17 protein-coding genes are annotated in these 18,429 nt (G+C 71.1%); 4 read left to right on the forward strand and 13 right to left on the reverse strand.

Going from position 1 to position 18,429, the window contains the following annotated elements; genetic code table 11:
- Position 1: 1 nt before the first annotated feature.
- The 4 genes from JYA75_RS22970 to JYA75_RS22985 form a co-directional block, all read right to left on the reverse strand.
- On the reverse strand, positions 2-2,086 hold the full coding sequence (locus JYA75_RS22970) for a hypothetical protein (RefSeq protein ID WP_203329415.1): 2,085 nt from the start codon (positions 2,084-2,086) through the stop codon (positions 2-4).
- Positions 2,087-2,191: 105 nt separating this feature from the next.
- Positions 2,192-3,427, reverse strand: coding sequence for a HipA domain-containing protein (locus tag JYA75_RS22975; protein ID WP_029542565.1), 1,236 nt, complete (start codon positions 3,425-3,427; stop codon positions 2,192-2,194).
- Between the two features lie 5 nt (positions 3,428-3,432).
- The gene (locus tag JYA75_RS22980) at positions 3,433-3,675 is read right to left on the reverse strand and encodes a helix-turn-helix transcriptional regulator (RefSeq protein ID WP_203329416.1); all 243 of its coding nucleotides are present in this window, start codon (positions 3,673-3,675) and stop codon (positions 3,433-3,435) included.
- Between the two features lie 170 nt (positions 3,676-3,845).
- A complete protein-coding gene (locus JYA75_RS22985) occupies positions 3,846-4,037 on the reverse strand; it encodes a hypothetical protein (RefSeq protein ID WP_006941589.1) in 192 nt (63 codons plus the stop codon).
- Positions 4,038-4,348: 311 nt separating this feature from the next.
- On the opposite strand from JYA75_RS22985, the gene JYA75_RS22990 reads away from it, so the two are divergent.
- Genes JYA75_RS22990 through JYA75_RS23000 form a run of 3 tightly spaced genes read left to right on the forward strand, consistent with a single transcriptional unit; the run spans position 4,349 to position 7,469 of the window.
- A complete protein-coding gene (locus JYA75_RS22990) occupies positions 4,349-5,575 on the forward strand; it encodes a CaiB/BaiF CoA-transferase family protein (protein WP_006943021.1) in 1,227 nt (408 codons plus the stop codon).
- Positions 5,572-6,510 (forward strand): hydroxymethylglutaryl-CoA lyase, encoded by a 939-nt coding sequence (locus JYA75_RS22995; protein WP_139310990.1) that lies wholly within the window; start codon positions 5,572-5,574, stop codon positions 6,508-6,510. Before JYA75_RS22990 ends, JYA75_RS22995 begins: the two co-directional genes overlap by 4 nt.
- Positions 6,492-7,469: a glycerate kinase gene (locus JYA75_RS23000; RefSeq protein ID WP_161996760.1), complete on the forward strand. Its 978-nt coding sequence runs from the start codon at positions 6,492-6,494 to the stop codon at positions 7,467-7,469. The genes JYA75_RS22995 and JYA75_RS23000 overlap by 19 nt, the downstream gene beginning before the upstream one ends.
- Positions 7,470-7,493: 24 nt before the next feature.
- Here JYA75_RS23000 and JYA75_RS23005 read toward each other — a convergent pair whose 3' ends face one another.
- From JYA75_RS23005 to JYA75_RS23035, 7 genes are all read right to left on the reverse strand, one after another.
- A complete protein-coding gene (locus JYA75_RS23005; protein WP_203329417.1) occupies positions 7,494-8,492 on the reverse strand; it encodes a hypothetical protein in 999 nt (332 codons plus the stop codon).
- A 79-nt stretch (positions 8,493-8,571) separates the two neighbouring features.
- Entirely contained in the window at positions 8,572-10,305 is a 1,734-nt protein-coding gene (locus JYA75_RS23010; RefSeq protein WP_203329418.1) for a CocE/NonD family hydrolase, read from the reverse strand.
- Positions 10,306-10,328: 23 nt separating this feature from the next.
- Complete coding sequence (locus JYA75_RS23015; protein ID WP_231771814.1) at positions 10,329-11,258, reverse strand: MBL fold metallo-hydrolase; 930 nt, start codon at positions 11,256-11,258, stop codon at positions 10,329-10,331.
- A gap of 13 nt (positions 11,259-11,271) precedes the next feature.
- The gene (locus tag JYA75_RS23020) at positions 11,272-12,213 is read right to left on the reverse strand and encodes an alpha/beta hydrolase (protein ID WP_203329419.1); all 942 of its coding nucleotides are present in this window, start codon (positions 12,211-12,213) and stop codon (positions 11,272-11,274) included.
- 4 nt (positions 12,214-12,217) lie between these two features.
- Entirely contained in the window at positions 12,218-13,345 is a 1,128-nt protein-coding gene (locus JYA75_RS23025) for an FAD-dependent monooxygenase (RefSeq protein ID WP_203329420.1), read from the reverse strand.
- 71 nt (positions 13,346-13,416) lie between these two features.
- Complete coding sequence (locus JYA75_RS23030; protein ID WP_065922805.1) at positions 13,417-14,370, reverse strand: aryldialkylphosphatase; 954 nt, start codon at positions 14,368-14,370, stop codon at positions 13,417-13,419.
- A 47-nt stretch (positions 14,371-14,417) separates the two neighbouring features.
- Positions 14,418-15,425: a phosphotriesterase gene (locus JYA75_RS23035; protein WP_203329421.1), complete on the reverse strand. Its 1,008-nt coding sequence runs from the start codon at positions 15,423-15,425 to the stop codon at positions 14,418-14,420.
- Positions 15,426-15,573: 148 nt separating this feature from the next.
- Between JYA75_RS23035 and JYA75_RS23040 the strand changes: the two genes are divergently transcribed.
- Positions 15,574-16,161 carry a TetR/AcrR family transcriptional regulator gene (locus JYA75_RS23040; RefSeq protein WP_161995652.1) on the forward strand — a complete coding sequence of 196 codons (588 nt, stop codon included), beginning with the start codon at positions 15,574-15,576 and terminating at the stop codon, positions 16,159-16,161.
- A gap of 37 nt (positions 16,162-16,198) precedes the next feature.
- On the opposite strand, the gene JYA75_RS23045 is transcribed toward JYA75_RS23040, so the two are convergent.
- Positions 16,199-17,158, reverse strand: a complete 960-nt coding sequence (locus JYA75_RS23045; protein WP_044476072.1) for a LysR family transcriptional regulator — start codon at positions 17,156-17,158, stop codon at positions 16,199-16,201.
- Positions 17,159-17,252: 94 nt separating this feature from the next.
- Positions 17,253-18,401, reverse strand: coding sequence for an NAD(P)/FAD-dependent oxidoreductase (locus JYA75_RS23050; protein WP_203329422.1), 1,149 nt, complete (start codon positions 18,399-18,401; stop codon positions 17,253-17,255).
- Between the last annotated feature and the right edge of the window lie 28 nt (positions 18,402-18,429).

The raw sequence follows: 18,429 nt of genomic DNA on the forward strand, positions 1-18,429 counted from the left end.
CTCAGCTTGGCACGCGCACCCATGCCTGCTCGAGCAATGCGGTCACCTCGGCCTCGTGCCGGGCCCGGTAGGCGCTGAGCACCCGGCGCGGCCGGGTCTCGTCGCCCAGGCCGACGGCGGCGGCGAAGGCCGGCGCGACGCCCTCGTCCGGCACGATCTCCGGGGCCGAGTGGCCGATGAGGGCGAGCGCCTTGCGCAGCGGTTCGGCGTTGTCGGCGACGGTGCGCAGCGGCAGCACGTCGAACCGGCCGCCGGGGTGGAACTCGAGGAACATCTCGTTGCCCTCGTCCACCCCGAGGTCCTCGAGAAACCGTCGCACGCTGCCGAGATGGGGGGACGCGCCGGTCCAGCGCATGACCTGGGTGCCCAGCCGGGACGACAGGGAGACCTCGCGGCCCGGCGCGCAGCCGATGACCCCCGCGACCGCGGACGGCACCGGGAAGTCGGCACCGCGCAGGTGGTCACGCGTGGCGGTGACCCGCAGCCGCCACACATCGCCGAGGCGGTAGAGGCGGCGGGTGCGGTGCGGCGGCTTGATGCTCACGTGGGTGCGGCGGCGCCGGCGCACCCGGCCGTCGACGATCTCGAAGTCGCCGCTGCCGGCGAAGATGCGGGCGCTGGTCGGCGACACCCCGAAACGCTCGACCAGACGGTCGACGACGCGGTCCAGGTCGGCGGATCCGCCGTCGGCGTCGACGATCCGGGCGATGCGGCCGCGCACCGCGCCCGCCTCGTCGGTCTCCCATTCGCTGAGTGACCACCTGCCGTCCTCGGAGAGCGTGAACCGTTCGTCTGCGCCGATCGCGTCGATCACGGCGGCGGGACCCGCGGGGGTGCCCATGCGGTCGACGAGCTCCGCGGCCGGCAGCGGATCCCCGATCACCTCGAGAACCGCCGCGGCATGATCGGCGAACGCGGACCGCCGGGTCAGAGCGCGGCCCTCGAACATCGGTACACCGCACCGGCGCAGCCACGCGGCGAACTCCGCGGCGGGCAGGTCCCACACGACAGCGACGGCCGCGGGTTCGACGACCCCGTTCGGGGATTCGAACTCGGCGAGCAGCGCGTGGGTGCGCCGCTCGGCCTCGGCCAGACCGGGCACGGCGACCCACCCGTCGACCACCTCGAAGCGGTCGTCGAGGCGGGCGAGAGCCCGCCACAGCGGCACGTCGAGCCCGGGGACGGGCTGGGCCAGCTCCGGCCGCAACCCCAGCATCCGGTCGAGGGCGGCGACGGGGCGCACGTCCACGCGCAGCGCCGCGAGCAGGTCGCCGACGGCGGTACCGAACGCGAAGGTCGACGGGGCGTCCGGGTCGGGCGGCTCGTCGCCGAGGACGCGGCGGCGGATCGCGTCGCGCTCGGGCGCGGACAGCCCGGCGACGTACGCGGCGAGTTCGTCGAGCGCGCGGTGGGGCGCCGGCACGGGCAGGTCACGCGCGGTCAGGGCGGCGATGCGCGCGGCGACCTGCTGGATCTCCTCGGGGGTGCCGTCCTCGAGCTCGACCCGCACCAACGGCCGGTCGGGGTCGGCGCGCAGCCCGCGCCACCGCGCGAGCGCGACGAGGTCGTCGATCAGCAGCGACAGCGCCGGCGGGAGCGTGGGGGCGTCGGTCGCCACCCGCAGCGACGCCGGGTCCCGCAGGATCGCGAGGACGAGGACGGCCTGCACGATCTGGTGCACGGTCTCCGGGCCCGCACCGCGCACGGAGAACAGGGCGGCGGGCGTGTAGCCGAGCAGGCCGGCGGTGGTCGCCGCGCGGGGCAGCCGCGCGACGGTGGCGGCGGCGCGGGTGCCGAGCCCGAGCGCCGCGACGGGGACGTCGACGGTGTCGGCGATTCCCGTGGAGAACGCGAGATCGGGGTGCTCGGTGACGTAGATGCGGGCCAGTTCCCCACAGATCGCCACGACGTCGGCGGAGGCGGCGGTCTCCGCCGGGGACCGGCGTTCCCACCAGCGTTCGTCGGGGACGAGGGCGGCCAGTTGCGCGTTGCGGGCCGAGCCGTACCGGTCGAGCCACGGCATCAGGTCGAGCCAGACGTACTCGCTGAGCATCCCGGGGGACAGTGCAGTCGACCACAGCGACACGACCCGGTGCTCCTCTTCGATGCGCGACAGGCGACCGCGGTCTCGTGCGGAACGCCCGTCGGGGACTCTACCGGCCGGCGGTCCGGCCGTCGTACGACGACCGGATCAGCCGAGTTCGTCGGCGCGCCGGACCAGCATGTCCCGCAGACGGGCCGTGTCCCGGTCGTCGAACCCGATCTCGGCGACGCGGTCGAGGCCGCCGGCGATCCCGCGCCGGATCCCGTCGAGCATCCGGACGACGGCGCGTTCGGGCACGCCGAGCCGGCCACCGGACTCGACGAAGTGGCGGCGGGTGAGCTTGTTGGCCTTGCCGTACAGGTCGAGGGCCATCGGGTCGCGCCAACCGAGGTAGGGCTGGGTGCACAGGAGGTCGTAGGCCGGGGTGACGGCCCACAGCCCGGCCTCGGTCAGGTGGATGGAGAAGTTCTTCCCGTGCAGGTCGCCGTTGCCGACGGCGTACGAGTAGGCCACGAGCCGCAGCAGTTCGAGGGTGGCGACGCGGGCCGATCCGCCGCCGCGCTCGCACGCGGCGGCCAGCGCCTCGACGACGCGTTCGGTCTTCAGCCGGTACTTGGCCGCCGGGTAGACACCGAGGACCTGGCAGGCGTCCTCCTGCGCGGTGCGGTGGACGGTGTGGCCGGGACCGATCCATCGGTCGAAGCGGGCGACGAGCAGTCCCGCGTTGCCCCTGCGGTCGTAGACGAGCTGATGCCCGGCGACGGCGAGGCCGCAGGCGGTCGCGAGACCCATGAAGAAGTGCTCGTTCTCGACCAGGCGGGGGTAGCCGCGGGGCGGTGCGAGTTTGAGGATGGCGGGGCCCTGCACCGTCGCGACGGGGGCGGAGTACATCTGGGCCGACACCTTCGCCTGCACTCCCGGCAGGGAGGTCGGGTCGAGGACGACGGACTCGTGGCCGGAGATCCGGTCGAACAGCTCGTGCAGGTCCTCGCGCCGGACGGCATCCGGGTCGAGCAGGAGCGTCGACGTCGGGGGCCGAGCGCCGGCGGGGAGCACCCGCACATCGCCGATGGTGTCCGCGCCGACCGCCATGAGGATGGTGAGATGGTCGTCTTCGGAGGTCTTGGTGGCGGCGACGGCGCCGCGGAGCCGGATGCCCTCCGGCAGCAGGCCGGCGAAGAACGGGGGCACGCTGCCGCCGCCGGCGCGGACCTCCTCGCCGGTCTTCGGCACCGTCCACGCGAGGGCGGGAGCGGCCGGATCGTCGAGGTAGTCCTGCGCGTACCGGAACACGACATCGTGGCCGTCCCGGGTGAGGTGCCCGGCCAAGCGGTCGCCCTTGTACACGTCGGCGCTGTCGACGGCGACCAGGCGTTCGACCACCGCGCTCACCCGGCCCGGTCGCCGCGCATGGTGAGGGTCAGGTCGCAGCCCAGCGCGTCGGCGATCGCCACGACGAGGTCGAGTTGCACGGTGGCGCGGCCGGACTCGAGCGACTGGACGCTCGAGCGCGACACCCCGGCGAGGTCGGCCAGCTCGGACTGGGTGAGGCCGAGCCGGTGCCGCCGGTCGACGAAGTGGTCACCGAGACCGCCGCGTCCCGTGCGGGCGCGACGGCGGGGCGTGGCCACGGCGCCTCCTCCCTGTGCTTGCGACGGCATGCTTTGCGTCGAGTGTGCCGTCGCTACGCGCAGTTGTCCAGGGCTATGCCTGCAATGGCAAGCTCAAGAGTCGCAAAGCTGGCCCGTCCACGGGAGTTCGTGGCTTCGGCCTGGCCTCGCAAGCCCAGGGGTGCGGCCGGTCAGGGCGTGACGCGATCCGGCTCGACCTCGAGCTGGGCCGCGGGCCGAAGCCGCAGCAGCACCAGGCCCGCGACCGACGCCACGATCAGTGAGCCGACGGCACCGTGCACGTGCAGCGCGTTGACGGCGATCCCGGCGCCGACCAGACCCGCCAGCAGCGCACACCACAGAACGACTTTCGCGACCACCATGACCCAAGCACCTTCCCGAGGCCCCCCGCCCGACTACGAAGAATAGTGCGCTGGGTCACACGATCGCGGGAGGGGCGCGGCGTGTCCGCTCGCCGGCGGTGCGGGGTACACGCCGCGCAGCGGCACAGGGCACACGCCGCGCAGCGGCACAGGGCACACGCCGCGCAGCGGCACAGGGCACACGCCGCGCAGCGGCACAGGGCACACGCCGCGCAGCGGCACAGGGCACACGCCGCGCAGCGGCACAGGGCACACGCCGCGCAGCGGCACAGGGCACACGCCGCGCAGCGGCACAGGGCACACTGTTGCCCATGAACTCGGAGGAGATCCTGCGCCCTCTCGAGGGCATCCGCGTCCTCGAACTCGGCAACTACATCGCCGCACCCACCGCGGGCCGGCTGCTCGCCGACTTCGGCGCCGAGGTCATCAAGGTCGAACGTCCCCGCACCGGCGACGAACTGCGCAACTGGCGCCTGTACGCCGGGGACACGTCGATGCTGTACCGCACGGTGAACCGCAACAAGAAGTCCATCGTGGTGGACCTGCGTACCGACGCGGGCCGGGCCGTGATCCTCGATCTGGTGCGCCACTGCGACGTGCTGCTCGAGAACTTCCGGCCGGGCACCCTGGAGAAATGGGGCATGGGCCCCGAGGTGCTGTCGGAGATCAAGCCCGACCTGGTGATCACCCGGATCTCCGCGTTCGGCCAGACGGGGCCCCTCGCGGATCGCCCCGGATTCGCGGCCGTCGCCGAGGCCGTCGGCGGGTTCCGCGAACTCGTCGGGGACCCGGACCGGCCGCCGGTGCGGGTCGGGGTGTCGATCGGCGACTCCATCGCCGGGCTGTACGCGGCCTTCGGCTCGGTCACGGCGCTGCTGCAGCGGCAGCTGATCGGGTCGCTGCCGATGGTGAACCGGGTCGTCGACGTCGCCCTGAACGAGTCGATGCTGTCGATGATGGAATCGCTGATTCCCGACTACCTCGCCTACGGCGTCCGGCGCGAACGGGTCGGCGGCCGCATGGAGGGCATCGCCCCCTCGAACGCCTACCCCTGCTCGGACGGCACCTCCGTGATCATCGCCGGCAACGCGGACGCCATCTTCCAGCGCTACATGCGCACCATCGAGCGGCCCGACCTCGCCGACGATCCCGGCCTGACCACCAACCACGGGCGGTGGGACCGGCGGGAGGAACTCGACGCCGCGATCGCCGACTGGACGCGGCGCCGGCCGCGCGACGAGGTGCTCGGGATCCTCGAGGCCGCGGGGGTGCCGTGCGGGCCGATCTACACGGCGGCCGACATCGTCGACGACGAGCAGTACCGGGCCCGTAACATGATCCAGCACTTCGCCGTCGACGTCGGCGAGGACGAGCCGAAACAGGTCGGGTTCCCGGGCATCGTGCCCGTGCTCGGCGGCCGGTCGCTGCCGATCCGCAACGTCGGGCCGGACCTGGGCGAACACACCCGCGAGATCCTCGGCGGCCTGCTCGGCCGGACCGAGGCCGAGATCGACGAGCTCCTGGAGGTGGTGTCGTGAGCGGTGGTGTCGTGAGGGCCGGGGCACCGCAACTGCGCGATGTGACCCTGCGCGACGGGCTGCAACTGACCGGCAAGGTGCTGCCCGTCGAGCGCCGGGCACAGATCGTCCGTGCCCTGCTGGCCGCCGGCGTGCCGCAGCTCGAGATCGGCTCGATGGCCCGGCCCGATCTGGTGCCCCCGATGGCCGGCACCGTCGAACTGATCGGGATGCTCACGCCCGAGGAACTCGACCGCTGCTACATCTGGGTGGCCACGCCGCGGCACGTGGAGAAGGCGGCCGCCGCCGGCGCCCGGCACTTCCAGTACTGCCTGTCGGTGTCGGATGCACACAACCGTGCCAACATCGGCCGGGACACCGACGCGAGCCTCGCCGCGATGCCCGCCGCGGTGGAGCACGCCCGCGCTGCCGGCGGCAGCATCCAGCTCTGCCTGGCCACGGCGTTCACCTGCCCGTTCGACGGGCCTGTCGACCCCGATCGGGTGCTCGAGATCGCGTGCGACCCCCGCGCCGACGGCGCCGCCGACATCGTCCTGGCGGACACCCTCGGCCAGGCCGTGCCGGCGCAGGTCGCGGCGCTGGTGTCCCGGGTGCGCGACGACTCCCCCGCCCGCCGCATCGTCTTCCACGGCCACGACACCTGGGGTCTGGGCGTCGCCAACAGCCTCGCGGCGATCGGGGCGGGCGCCGCGGTGGTGGACGGTTCGCTCGGCGGTCTCGGCGGCTGCCCGTTCGCCCCCGGCGCGAGCGGCAACACCGCGAGCGAGGACCTGCTCTTCGCCACCCGGCCCCCCTGGCTGACCCCGGCGGTGTTCGCCGACCTGGTCCGGCTCGGGGAGTCCGTCGTCGCCGAGCTGGGCGAGCCGAACCGCTCCCGCGCTGCGCAGGGGGCCCGATCCGAGGCCGCGGCGTTCGAATGGGTGGTGAACCGGTGAGGGTGCTGATCGCTCCGGACAGTTTCAAGGGCACGTACCGGGCCGCGGAGGTCGCCGAGGAGGTGGCGGCCGGCGCGGAATCCGCCGGGCTCGAGGCGATCCGGATGCCGGTGGCCGACGGCGGCGATGGCACCCTCGACGTGCTCACCGGCCCGCTCGGCCTCGAGCTGATCGAGATGGAATCCGTGAACCCCTGGCGCGCACCGTGCTCGGGATCGTTCGGACTCGGCGAGGACGGCACCGCAGTCGTCGAACTCGCCACCTTCAGCGGAATCACCACACCGCACAAGGGCTTCCGTGATCCGATGACGGCGGACACCTACGGCACCGGGCTGGCGATGGTCGAGGCACTGCGGCGCGGCGCCACGCACATCGTCGTCGCGGCCGGCGGGTCGGCCACGACCGACGGCGGGCTCGGCGCGATCACCGCCATCGTGGAGGCCGGCGGCCTGGGCACCGCCACCGTCACGGTGCTGACGGACGTGACCACCCGCTACGCCGACGCCGCCGTGGTGTTCGGCCCGCAGAAGGGCGCCGACGAGACAGCCGTGGAGCGGCTCACGCGGCGCCTCGAGGACGCGGCCGTGACGCTTCCGCGTGATCCGCGTGAGGTCGACGGCACCGGCGCGGCCGGCGGTTTCGCCGGCGGCATGTGGGCGCAGTTCGGCGCGGACCTGCGCTCGGGAGCCGAATTCGTGCTCGACGCCGTCGGTTTCGACGCGGCCCTCGCCGGCGCCGACCTCGTCGTCGTCGGCGAGGGCCGCCTCGACGGACAGTCCCGTGCCGGAAAGATCGTCTCGGCGATCCTCGCCCGGGTCCACACGGTACCGGTGGTGGCGGTGGTGGGATCCGTCGGCGACGACCTCGGTGACTACCGCGACCGATTCGCGGAGATCATGGTCGCCACCGATCTCGACGCCATGCGTGCGGCCGGCGCCCGGCTCGCACGCCGCGCCTGAATCGAACGATATTCCGGGGGAACGTCATTCGCACGGGGGTGCGGTGACGGTCGTCGTCGGCGGCGTCGGGCCGGGGTGGGGGCCGAGGTCGGGGTCGGACGCCCGCACCGACCAGCCCGCGGGACGGGCCTCGGGCGCCTGCGCGGCCGGAGTGTCGCGCCCCGGGCACGGAACCGCGGACGGCGTCCCGGTCTCCGGCGAGAGGCTGGTCTGCGGTGCGGGCACGGACCGGACGGCGTCGGCCGGGCGCGGCGGCTCGGACGGTCCGGTCCCACCGATGGCGACGGCCAGCCCGCCGCCGAGCAGCACGGCCAGCGCGACGAGGGCCGACACCAGCACCGCCACCCGGCGGCCCGGGGAAGGTGCCGGGGCCGGCGGCCGATCGGTGTGTGCGGCCACGAGCGCGGCTCCGGTGGCCCGGTGCCACGGCACGCCGTGCGGGGTCACGAACGGCACGCCGAGCACCGCGGACAACTCCCGGGCGACCGCGGCGTCGCCGGGTCGCAGGTCCAGGAAGGCCAGCGCCTCCGGCGCCACCCCGGCCCGCGCCACGGCCTCGTCCGCGGCCTCCGGCAAGGCCGGGGCGATCCCACCGAAGTCGTCCTCCGCCACGGCGACCGACGCGAGGACCGCCCCCGAACGGATGTCGGCGACCGACGCGGTCGTGGCCGCATCGTCGCGGCCGATCAGTGCCACCACCCGTACACCCTCGAGTTCCGGGGCCGCGGCGAGGAAGGCCAGCCGGGCCTCGTCGACCCCCACGGCCTGCACCGGCACCGCGGTCTCCCCGGGGTCCGGCACGACCGCCTCGGACGCCACCAGTCCGGCGCGGGCAAACGGCACCCCGGCCCGCGCGGCCCGCTCGGTCATCACCGCGAGCGCCCGGCGCACCGCCTCCGCGTCCGCGCGTTCGCCGGCGGCCCACCGCTGCGTGTCGAACGGTCCGAGCGCCGGAACGTCGGCATCCACGAGCACCGCACAGACCTCACCGGCATCGATCGCAACGCCGAGCACCGCACGCATCACTGCCCTTCCGCCGACGGGACGATGCCCGAGCGTAACGCACCGTGGCGGAAGGACGTGGCGTCCGAAACCGCTGTCGCTACTCCTTCTCCCCCGCCCTGCGCGTCGTGAACGGCAGCACGAGCCGGGACCGGTGGGCGGCGTCCCGGTAGATCTTGTGGGTGACCGGGCGGCCCACCGGCAGGTGGAACGCATCCGGCGGGAGCAGCGCGTTGTGCTCGTCGGCCAGCGGCTCCCCGTTGGACAGCTCCACGGTCAGCTTGTGACCCGGCTGGAAGGTGTTCGCGAACGGGTAGAGGCGCAGCACGTACTCCTCGATCTTCCCGGGCTCGACCGGCACAGCGCGGGTGTGCGGGTGGTACGGGTTGCCCTCGGTGGTGCGCTCGTCCAGCTCGCGGTGCGAGGCCTTCAGGTAGCCGGTGGTGATCAGCTGGCGCTTGCCGCCCGGGGCGTAGTCCCACAGGCGCAGGATGAAGTTCGAGTCCGGCTGGTCGATTTCCGCGAAGATGTGCGCGGCACCGGTGCCGATCATCTCCGTGGACTCCTCGAACACCGGGGTCTCCCACCTCAGGATCTCGACCTTGTCGGTGACGGTCAGCGGGGCCTGATAGAAGCCGTCCGGGGCGGCGTACTGCGCACCCATCGGCTCCGGCTCGGTGGAGAGCTTGCCGCGCGGGCGCAGGTAGAGGGACGTGTATTCGATGTCCTTCGGCGGCCACTGGCTGCCGGTCACCCGCTCACGCGAGCCCTCGACGAAGACGCTCACCGCGGGCTCGTCCATGATCCCGTTGTCGATGCCCTTGATCCAGTAGTCGTACCAGCGGAACATCTTGTCGTGCTCCTCGATGAAGGGGCGCGACTGCATGGGCGGGTACGGGCCGATGTCCAGCTTCTTCGGACCCTTCAGCGCGTCGAAGAGTTCGATCGTGCCGTCCATCGTCCAGCCGCGACCCTGGTCGATCTGCAGATAGACCGGGATGTCGATGTTCGGGGCCAGAGTGATGGGGTTGCGCTCCTCGTACCACTCGCCGTCCAGCTCGTTCATCACGATGTCGAACCAGGCCTCGTGGTGCTTCGGGTAGTTCAGCACGTGGACCAGGTTCGGCCAGGCGGCCACATCCGGATCCTCGAGGCGCTCGGCGACGCGCTCCCTGATCTCCTCCGGGGAGTACGTCTCGAGCATGCGGGACTTGACGTTGTCGGTGAAGGCCCAGCCGGAGTCGCCGCCGCGGCCCTCGCGGGCGGCCCGCGGCATGAACCACATGATGCCGCCGTGGTAGGTGGTCTCGTAGAAGTCGTAGTGGCCGCCGCTGACGAAGATCGCCTTCAGATGCGGCGGACGCTCCGCGGCGGCGAGCACCTGCATCGACCCGAAATAGGAGATGCCGATCATGCCGACGTTGCCGTCGCACCACGGCTGCTCGGCGACCCACTCGATGAAGTCGTAGGCGTCCTGCCCCAGCGGCACGCCGCCGGCGTTGTAGTTGCCGATGTGTTCGCCCTCGGAGGCGCCGGAGCCGCGCAGGTCGCCGATCACGTGGACGTAGCCCTCCGCGACGACGCGGGCGATGTCCCCGGCTTCGATGCAGCCGTCCCACATCGGGCTCGGGCGACGCTGCGGCGGCGTCGTGAGGGCGAGCGCCTGCAGCTCCTTGCCGTAGGGGCTCAGCGCGACCAGCGCCGGTCGAGGCTTGTCGTCGACACCCTGGTAGGCGTCTGCCGCCAGCTCGATCCCGTCCCGCATCGGGACCCGGAGATCCTTGTGGATGTGGATGGTCTGCCCACCCGCGTCGAATTCTTCGAAATCGGCCATGAGTCTGCGACTCCTATCCTCTGTCAAGACTTCTGGGTGAACTGTGTGCGGTAGCCGTGCAGCGACGTGAAGAACGGGGACGGTTCGAGCGTCGGATCCCCCTCGTAGCCGAGTTCCTCCGCCACCGGCGCGAACGGCGAGTACGCCGAATCCGTCTCCTGCAGACCGGCGCACAGGCACCGATGGGCCGCGCCGCGGACGCCGCCCTCGATGTCCACACTCTCCCGGAGTGCCTCGGCAGCCTGGTCCCGATCGAGTTCGACGCCGTACGCGACACCGTCCGCCCGACGGTACGGATGCCCCAGGTACAGGTGATTTGGGCGGATCTCGTCCCGCAGGTACTGCAGGCTCGACCGGTACGCGTCCGGATCCTCGTAACCGGGGAAGCCGTTGGCCGCCCCGTGGACCTGCACGGCGTCGCCGACGAACACGGAGTTCTGCCCCTCGACGACGTACGCGACCGATCCTGCGGTGTGCCCGGGGATGGAATGCACCGAGACGGTGACGTCGCCGCCGAGGGACAGCCTTTCGCCGCCCCGCACCAGCATCGTCGGCTCCATCTCCCCGGAGATGACGGCCTCCGCCGTGGCCAGCTGTTCGGCAGCGCCCTCGGGATCGTGCAGGTACTGCCCACGCACCGACAGGTACTCGTCGACGTGGGCCTGCCGCGAGCGCAACAGGTGCGCGTCGGCCTCGTGGATCACGACCCGGGCCCGTCTGCCGGTGAGTTCCCACAGGGCGCGCGCCCCACCGATATGGTCGATGTGGCCGTGGGTCAACAGGATCCAGCGCACGTCCTCGATCCTGCGCCCGAGAGCCTCGAGCGCAGGAGCCATGCCCTCGGCGGGCGACGAGGCGATCCCGGTGTCGACGATCGCCGGCTCCGGGGCGTCGATGAAGAAGCTGTAGAGACCGAATCGACCCCACGGCGAGACGAGCGGATGAATCTTCACGTCCTGCACCACGTCACTCCCCCCGGCCGGGTCGGGCCTGCCGAAGGAACTCCGCCGTCTCCTCGAACGCCCGGTGGAACTCCGGGATCCACGAGAAGTTCTGGACGAAACCGTGATTGGCGCCCGCGTAGCGCCGCACCGTCGCGTCCACTCCGGCCTCGGTCAGACGCCGGCCGTACAGCTCGCCCTCGTCGCGCATGGGGTCGAACTCGGCGGTGACGATCAGCGCCGGGGGCAGCCCGGTGAGATCCTCACGCTTGATCGGGGAGACGAGCGGGTCGGCCGGGTCGGCACCGCTGTCGACGTAGAAGGAGTTGAAGCCCTTCAGTCCGGCCGTCTCCACGCCGTACCCTTCGGCGTTCTCCCGCAGGGAAGCGTAGCGGTCGACGTCGAAGTCCAGATCCAGCGACGGGTAGTACAGGACCTGATGCGTGATGCGGTCGAATCCCTCGTCGCGGGCCATCGCGGCGACGGCGGCGACGAAGGTGCCGCCCGAACTGTCACCGGCCAGCGCAAGGGTCTCACCGTTCCACTTCAGGGCCTCGCCGTTCTCGGCGGCCCACCGGACCACCCCGAGGCAGTCCTGGAGGCCGGCCGGGAACGCCGCCTCGGGTGCCCGGCGGTAGCCGACGGAGACGACCTTCAGCCCGGTCTCCGCGGCCAGGTTCCGCGCGACGTGGTCGTGCGTGTCGAGGCTTCCGAGGAAGAACGCGCCGCCGTGGAGGTACACCAGCAGTCCGTACGAGTCGGCGTCGACCGGGGTGTAGATCCGGACCGGCACGTCCCCCGACGCGGTCTGCGCGGTCGTGTCCTCGACGGCGTGGAGGGGCAGGCGCTCCTCGACGGGAGCAACCTGCGACTCCTCCGCTGCACGCATGGCCGCGGGGTCGAGCGGGCCCTCGGGCGGGGCCGGCAGGTTCGCCAGGACCTGTGCGATCTGAGGATGCAGTGCCATGGCGTCAGACCTGCGGCTGGGAGACGGACGCCTGGGACGACGGCTTCTGCCCGGGGAAGACGTCGTTGACCTCGTCCTCGGTCCATCCCTGACGGGAGATGCGCTGCAGCTCGTCCGTCACCGGCTTGCGGGTTGCCTGGTACGACGCGAGCGCCTCCCTGACGGAGTCCGCCTCCCGCAGGGCGTCGGCGAGACCGCCGGCGTCCAGGATTGCCGAGTTCGCGCCCTGGCCCTGGTGGTGCAGCATCGAGTGGGCCGCGTCGCCCACGAGGACGACCGAGTCCGAGTGCCACGTGTCGACCGGGTCGATGTCGTAGACCGCGCGGATGTTCACGGTGTCCATGTCGAGGTCGCGTGTGATGTTCACGATGCGGTCGTCGAAGCCTTCGACGGTCCTCAGGAGATCGTCCTTGGTGATCTGCGGCGCCCAGGTGCTGTCCGGGCACAGGGCAGTGATGTCGAAGGACACCTGGCCCCGGTGGCGCAGCGGCAGCAGGTAGACCTTCGTTCCCTTGCCGATGTACATCCGGAGATTGTCGTCGGTGACCATCCCGTGGGCGTCGTCGACGGAGATCACTGCGCGGTAGGCGTGCTCGCCGGAGAACCGTGGGTCCTTGTCGCTGAACAGCTCCCGGCGCACCACCGACTTGATGCCGTCGGCGCCGACGACCAGGTCGGCCTCGACGGTCGTGCCGTTCGTGAAGGTGAGGACGGAACGGTCGCCCCGGTCCTCGACGGTCTGCAGCTTGTGACCGAGGTGCACCATGCCGTCGGGGAGCACGCCCAGGAGAGCGTCGATGAAGTCACCGCGGTGGATCAGGTAGGTCTTCGTCTGGTCGGCGGAGGCCGGCCAGGTGTCCTTCATGATCGGATCACCGGTGGCGGTGAGGATCTCGAAGTAGTCACTCGGCGAGCTCACGTTCGCGATCGCGTCGAAGATCCCCCATTCGCGGAAGCGGTCCATGCTGGACGGACGCAGACCGATGCCGGCGCCGACCTCCCGGACCTCGGTGGCCTGCTCGTACACGTCGACATCGGCGCCGAGCAGGCTCAGTGCCTTGGCCGCCGCCGCGCCGGCGTATCCCGCGCCGACGATGGCGACGCGGAGGTTCTTCAGGTCTGAAGGCTGCATGGGTCTCTTCTCTCTGGGTCGGGCGTACGGGAGCGCCCTGGGAGTGGATGCGCTGGGTTGTCCTGGGGCGATCAGGACTGGATCGTGAGGAAGTCGGCCGGGTTCTCGACGAACAGCTTGGTGATCGTGGCCTCGTCCAGACCGGCCTCGCGCAGATCCGGGATGAGGTCCTCGAAGAGGTAGTTCACGGTGTGGCCCTTGACACCCGGCCACCCGAGCGGGCTGCAGTTGGCATCGACGCCGGCGAGTGCCTGGTCGAGGTGGCCCTCCCCGAGGAACCGGAGGAAGTGGTCCAGGCGTTCCTTGCGCGGCCGGGCCCAGAACGGCGGGTCCTCGAGTTCGGTCTCGTATCCGAAGGTGTCGAAGCCGACGCGGCCACCCTGTTCGGCGATCCAGGTGTCGCGCGTCTTCTCGGCGTTCACGCCGTCGTCGGCGTGCCCGAACAGCACGCGGTCCAGCGGGAGGCCCTCTTCGTTGAAGATGGTGATGGCGTTCTCGGCGTCGATCGCCAGGTGGGTCAGGATCGGCACGCCGGTGCTCAGCGCGGCGCGAGCGGCAGCACGGTAGATGCGCTTGTCCAGCTCCGTCATCCGGCCACCGCGGCTCACCCCGACCTTGATGACGCCGGCGCGGCTGCCGGTGTCGCCGATGCCGACGGTGATCTCGTGCACGAACTGCCGGGTCAGGTAGTCCACGCTCGCCCGTTCGAAGAACGGCAGGGCGGTGTCGCCGCCGACGAATCCGGTGCAGGCGATGATGTTCACGCCGGTCTTGGCGGACAGCGACTTGTAGTAGTCGATGTCACGGCCGTTGCAGATGCCGGTGACGTCGACGAAGGTGCCGCCCCCGTATTCGTGGAACCTGCGCAGCTTCGGGACGGTCTCCTCGTAGCGCTCCTCGGGGGTCTTCCACCATCGGGTGTCCAGTTCGGAGCCGGGCATGCCGTATCCGATGTGTTCGTGGATGGCGACGATGCCCAGTTCCTCGGTCGCGATCGGACCCAGAACGGTGTTCACTCTCGACACAACAACTCCCCTTCGGGAAAATCTCTTCGGCGGTTTCGGGTGGGGCGTCAGCGCACGGCCAGCAGGTCGCGCGGGTTGCCGGTGAGGATGCGCTGGATGTCCTCGTCGCCGAGACCCTGCGCGGCGAGCAGGGGCACGAACGTCGAGAGCACGTAGCTGAACGGCAGGTCGCGGCCGGGCCGGCCCGTGTCTCCGCCGGGTTCGCCCTTCGACACGCCGGTCGCGTTGCACGAGAGCAGGATTCGGTTTCCGTGCCCGGCCTCGATCAGTTCGCGGATCACGGCGGCGCGCTCCTCGTCGGTGACGTGGATGTCGTCGGCCGTGCCCACGTGGTCGAGGGCGACGAAGGCTCCGCGGCGAGCGATCTCGAGCGGTGCGCCGGCGGCGATCGCGTCCTTTCGGTCGAGACCGCCGACGACGACGCGGTCCGCCGGCAGCTTCTCGGCCAGGACGATCCCGAGGTCGTGGACTGCGTCGTTCCCGTAGCGGATCGAGGCCGCGACTCCCGTAGCGAGGGCGGTGCGGGCCGCGCCGCGGAACAGGCTCTCCTCGGTGGCGGTCATACCGTCGGGATCCGCGGCGGTGGTCACCAGGCCTGCGGCGCCGCGGCGCTCGACGCGGGGAACCACCATGCCCTCGGTGATCTCCCTGGTGAACAGGTCGGCGAACTTCTCCGCGGGCCACGGGGTGGGCGGGTTGGTCTGCGGCGTGAGGAAGTAGCCGCCGAGCAGGTTCTCCGGGCCCATGCCGGTGGACGCGACGATGTGCACGCCTGTCGTGCGGGAGAGTGCCTCGTACAGCTTCACGTCGCGACCGTGGAACATGCCGGTGCTGTCGACGATCGTCCGTCCGCCGTGTTCACGGAAATCGGTCAGCTTCGCGGCCAGGGTCTCGAAGATCTCGGCGCGGTCCATGGTGATGTCGAATGCGTGCTCCGCGCCCGGAACCACCGACAACAGCGCCTCGTGAACCGAGACAACCCCCAACTCGTCGGCGGGAACGGGGCCGAGGACGGTATGGACGGTGTTGCCCTCGGCAGTGTGGGCGCCAGTCATCGGCACTTCCTTTCGTCAGCGTCGCGTCAGCACGACGTGGTGCGTATCACAGTAGGCGTTCGCATTACATCATGTCAAGTAACGATGCATATCGACATGTGACTGTGCTGACAAGTCAGTGGCTGTACTGCGGCTAGAATCCGAGCCCATGTCGCTCCGTGCCGCACAGAAGCAGATGACCTACGAGCTCTTCCTCACGAAGGCACTCGAGCTGTTCGGAACCAAGGGCTACGCCGCGACCACGATCGACGACATCGCCACCGCCGCCGGCTCGACCCGGACCACCTTCTACCTGCACTTCGCGTCCAAGGCCGAGGTGATGAGCGCACTGCTGACGAAGGTCGACGCGATCCTCACGACGGCCGACGACCCCACGCTGACCGCAGTGGTCGCCTCCGGCTCGCGCGACCGGATCCAGGAGTGGCTGGACCGCAAGTTCTCGCAGTGGGACGAGATCAAGCCCTACCTCACCGCGTCCTACCAGGCCGCCCATGAGCCGGACGTCGCGGCCAGGACCGAGCAGTGGTTCGAGGACGCGGTCGGCCAGATGACCGAGGGGCTGAACCTGGCGAACCGATTCCCGCCGGACCGTCGCCGGATCCGCTGCGTGCTCGCGTTCGGCCAGCTCGAGTACCTCTCGCGCCGCTACTTCTCGGTCGGCTGGCGGACCCCGCGCGAGATCTGTCTCGACGAACTCACCGGTTCCTGGTGCCACCTGCTCGCATCGGACGACTGAGGCTCAGCATCGGCACGAGGAAGTCCGTCCCCGACGATCACCCGTCACGGGCCGCCCGGGACGTCGGTGCCGCCGGCTCGAAGGCGGACGCGTCGACCAGGATCCCCCGCAACCAGCCGATGAACTCCTGATCTGCCAGGCGCGGGTTCCACACCATGTCGACACCCAACGGAGAGACCGGCAGCGGGAACTCCTCGATGCGGAGGTTCACCCGTTCCCGCATCGCGACAGCGACCCGGAAGGTGTGTACCGCCACCCCACCGGCCGTTGCCACCAGATGCGGGATGAGCAGGTGGTCCGAGATCAATTGCCCGATCCGGTAATGGACGCCGTGCGCGTCCATCGCGGCGTACGGTGCCACCCGGTGCCGGGAGTCGTAGGTGACGTGGGGCAGCGAGGTGAGCAGGTCCAGCGCAGACGCCTCGGGATCGCTGTCCGGGTGGGCGATGACCACCCAGCGGTTCTCGTAGAGCCGGTGGCGCGGGTACGGCGAGGAGAACGCCTCGGACACGAGTACGACGTCCACCCCGTCGTCGGTGAAGTCGCTCGGATGCGGCTCGACGAAGTTGCGCATCCGGAGGGTCGCATTCGGTGCCCGCTCGGCGATCAGTCGCGCCAGATTCGGCCCGACCACGAAGGCGGTGCTGGTGGTCATCGCCACCGTGATGGTGCGGCTGTCGCGAGCGGGATCGAAGCCCGGGAAGTCCACCACCCGCGCGGTCTGCCGCAGCACGTCACGCAGCGGAGCGATCAGTTCCAGGGCGCGCGGGGTGAGCACCAGGCCGCTCCCCTGCCGCATCACCAGGTCGTCGCCGATCAGCCGGCGCATCCGGCCCAGGGCATGGCTCATCGCGGGCTGGGTCATGCCCACCCGGGCCGCGGCGCGGGTGACGGACCCCTCCTCGAGCAGTGCCAGCAGCGGCACCAGCAGGTTGAGGTTGACCGAGGCGAGCCGTCCCAGGTCCGGATCGCTCGGGTGGTCGAGCGGTTGGTTCATCCACACGAACTCTACGTATCCGTCGGCCGACCCCGCGGCGACAGTCGAAACTGCGGCGTCAGTCGAAACTGCGGCGTCAGTCGATACTGCGGTGTCACGCGTCGACCGAGGCCATGCGGCGCAGCTTCGGGATCGGGATCCGGTGATTGACGGCCACCGCGACGCCGCGTCCGTCGTCGTCGTGCGTCCAGCGCATCACCGACGGTCCGTGCGGGCTGTCACCGATGAGGAACTCGGGTTCCCCGGCCGCCGGCAGGTGGCCGGTCGCCTTGAGGTTCAACCCGAACTGCTCGGTCCAGAAGTACGGATCGAGGTCGAGTTCGGGCGCGGCGTCGCCGGCCAGGAGCGCGACGGCCGCGACCTTGGCCTGCTCGATCGCGCTGCTCCACAGCGGAATCCGGCGCACACCTCCACGCGTCGGGATCGCCGCGACGTCCCCGGCCGCGACGATGCCGGGCGCGACTCGCCCGCGCGAGTCCGCCTCGAGGCGGCCGTCGACCATCAGTCCGCTGGTGGCCAGCCACTCCGTGTTGGGAATGTCGCCGATCGCGGTGACGATCAGGTCGGCCTCGACCCGTGAGCCGTCGCTCAGGACCACGGCACGCGCGCCGTCGATTCCTGCGGCGGTACCGTCGACCAGTTTCAGCCCCTGGGCGACCGCAGCCGCGGTGAACGCTTCGGACAGGCACGGCCCCAGATGCGGGAGCATCGGCCTACCGTCGGCCACCAGCGTGACCTCGCATCCCGCCGACAGCGCCGCGGACGCGATCTCCATGCCCAGTGGGCCGGCGCCGACGACCACGACAGACGGCCGCGCCGCCAGCCGCTCCCGCAACGCGAGGGCGTCGTCGAGGGTGCGCAAGGTCAGCTCCGGGCTGTCGGGACCACCGAGGCGCCGGGCCCGGGAACCCGTCGCGATCACCAGTCCGTCGAAGCTCAGCTCCGATCCGTCGGCGAGACTCACGCGGCGGGACTCGACGTCGAGGCCCACCGCTGCGACCCCGAGCACCTCGGTGGCCTCGTGCGTGGGCGGGGCCAGTTCGTGGGAACCACCGTCGACCAGGAGCGCCTTCGAGAGCGCGGGCCGCGAATAGGCCGCCCGCGGTTCGTCCCCGACGATGGTCAGGTCGCCGTCGAAATCCGCGGCGCGCAGGCTGTCACAGGCCGTCTGGCCGGCAATCCCGTTGCCGACGACCACGATTCGTCGGGGAGCTTCGGTGCCGTTCATGTCGGTGCCGTTCATGTGGGTTCCGTTCCTGCGGCTGTCGGTG

The organism is Rhodococcus sp. PSBB066 (assembly GCF_017068255.1).
GTDB lineage: Bacteria > Actinomycetota > Actinomycetes > Mycobacteriales > Mycobacteriaceae > Rhodococcus > Rhodococcus aetherivorans.

What these genes read in the sequence shown, in the direction of transcription:
- JYA75_RS23005 (WP_203329417.1), bottom strand. Translation starts at nt 8,492, where the DNA reads ATGCGTGCGGTGCTCGGCGTTGCGATCGATGCCGGTGAGGTCTGTGCG.
- JYA75_RS23045 (WP_044476072.1), bottom strand. Translation starts at nt 17,158, where the DNA reads ATGAACCAACCGCTCGACCACCCGAGCGATCCGGACCTGGGACGGCTC.
- JYA75_RS23035 (WP_203329421.1), bottom strand. Translation starts at nt 15,425, where the DNA reads ATGACTGGCGCCCACACTGCCGAGGGCAACACCGTCCATACCGTCCTC.
- JYA75_RS22990 (WP_006943021.1), top strand. Translation starts at nt 4,349, where the DNA reads ATGAACTCGGAGGAGATCCTGCGCCCTCTCGAGGGCATCCGCGTCCTC.
- JYA75_RS22985 (WP_006941589.1), bottom strand. Translation starts at nt 4,037, where the DNA reads ATGGTGGTCGCGAAAGTCGTTCTGTGGTGTGCGCTGCTGGCGGGTCTG.
- JYA75_RS23040 (WP_161995652.1), top strand. Translation starts at nt 15,574, where the DNA reads ATGTCGCTCCGTGCCGCACAGAAGCAGATGACCTACGAGCTCTTCCTC.
- JYA75_RS23050 (WP_203329422.1), bottom strand. Translation starts at nt 18,401, where the DNA reads ATGAACGGCACCGACATGAACGGCACCGAAGCTCCCCGACGAATCGTG.
- JYA75_RS23000 (WP_161996760.1), top strand. Translation starts at nt 6,492, where the DNA reads ATGGGTGGTGAACCGGTGAGGGTGCTGATCGCTCCGGACAGTTTCAAG.
- JYA75_RS23020 (WP_203329419.1), bottom strand. Translation starts at nt 12,213, where the DNA reads ATGGCACTGCATCCTCAGATCGCACAGGTCCTGGCGAACCTGCCGGCC.
- JYA75_RS23025 (WP_203329420.1), bottom strand. Translation starts at nt 13,345, where the DNA reads ATGCAGCCTTCAGACCTGAAGAACCTCCGCGTCGCCATCGTCGGCGCG.
- JYA75_RS23010 (WP_203329418.1), bottom strand. Translation starts at nt 10,305, where the DNA reads ATGGCCGATTTCGAAGAATTCGACGCGGGTGGGCAGACCATCCACATC.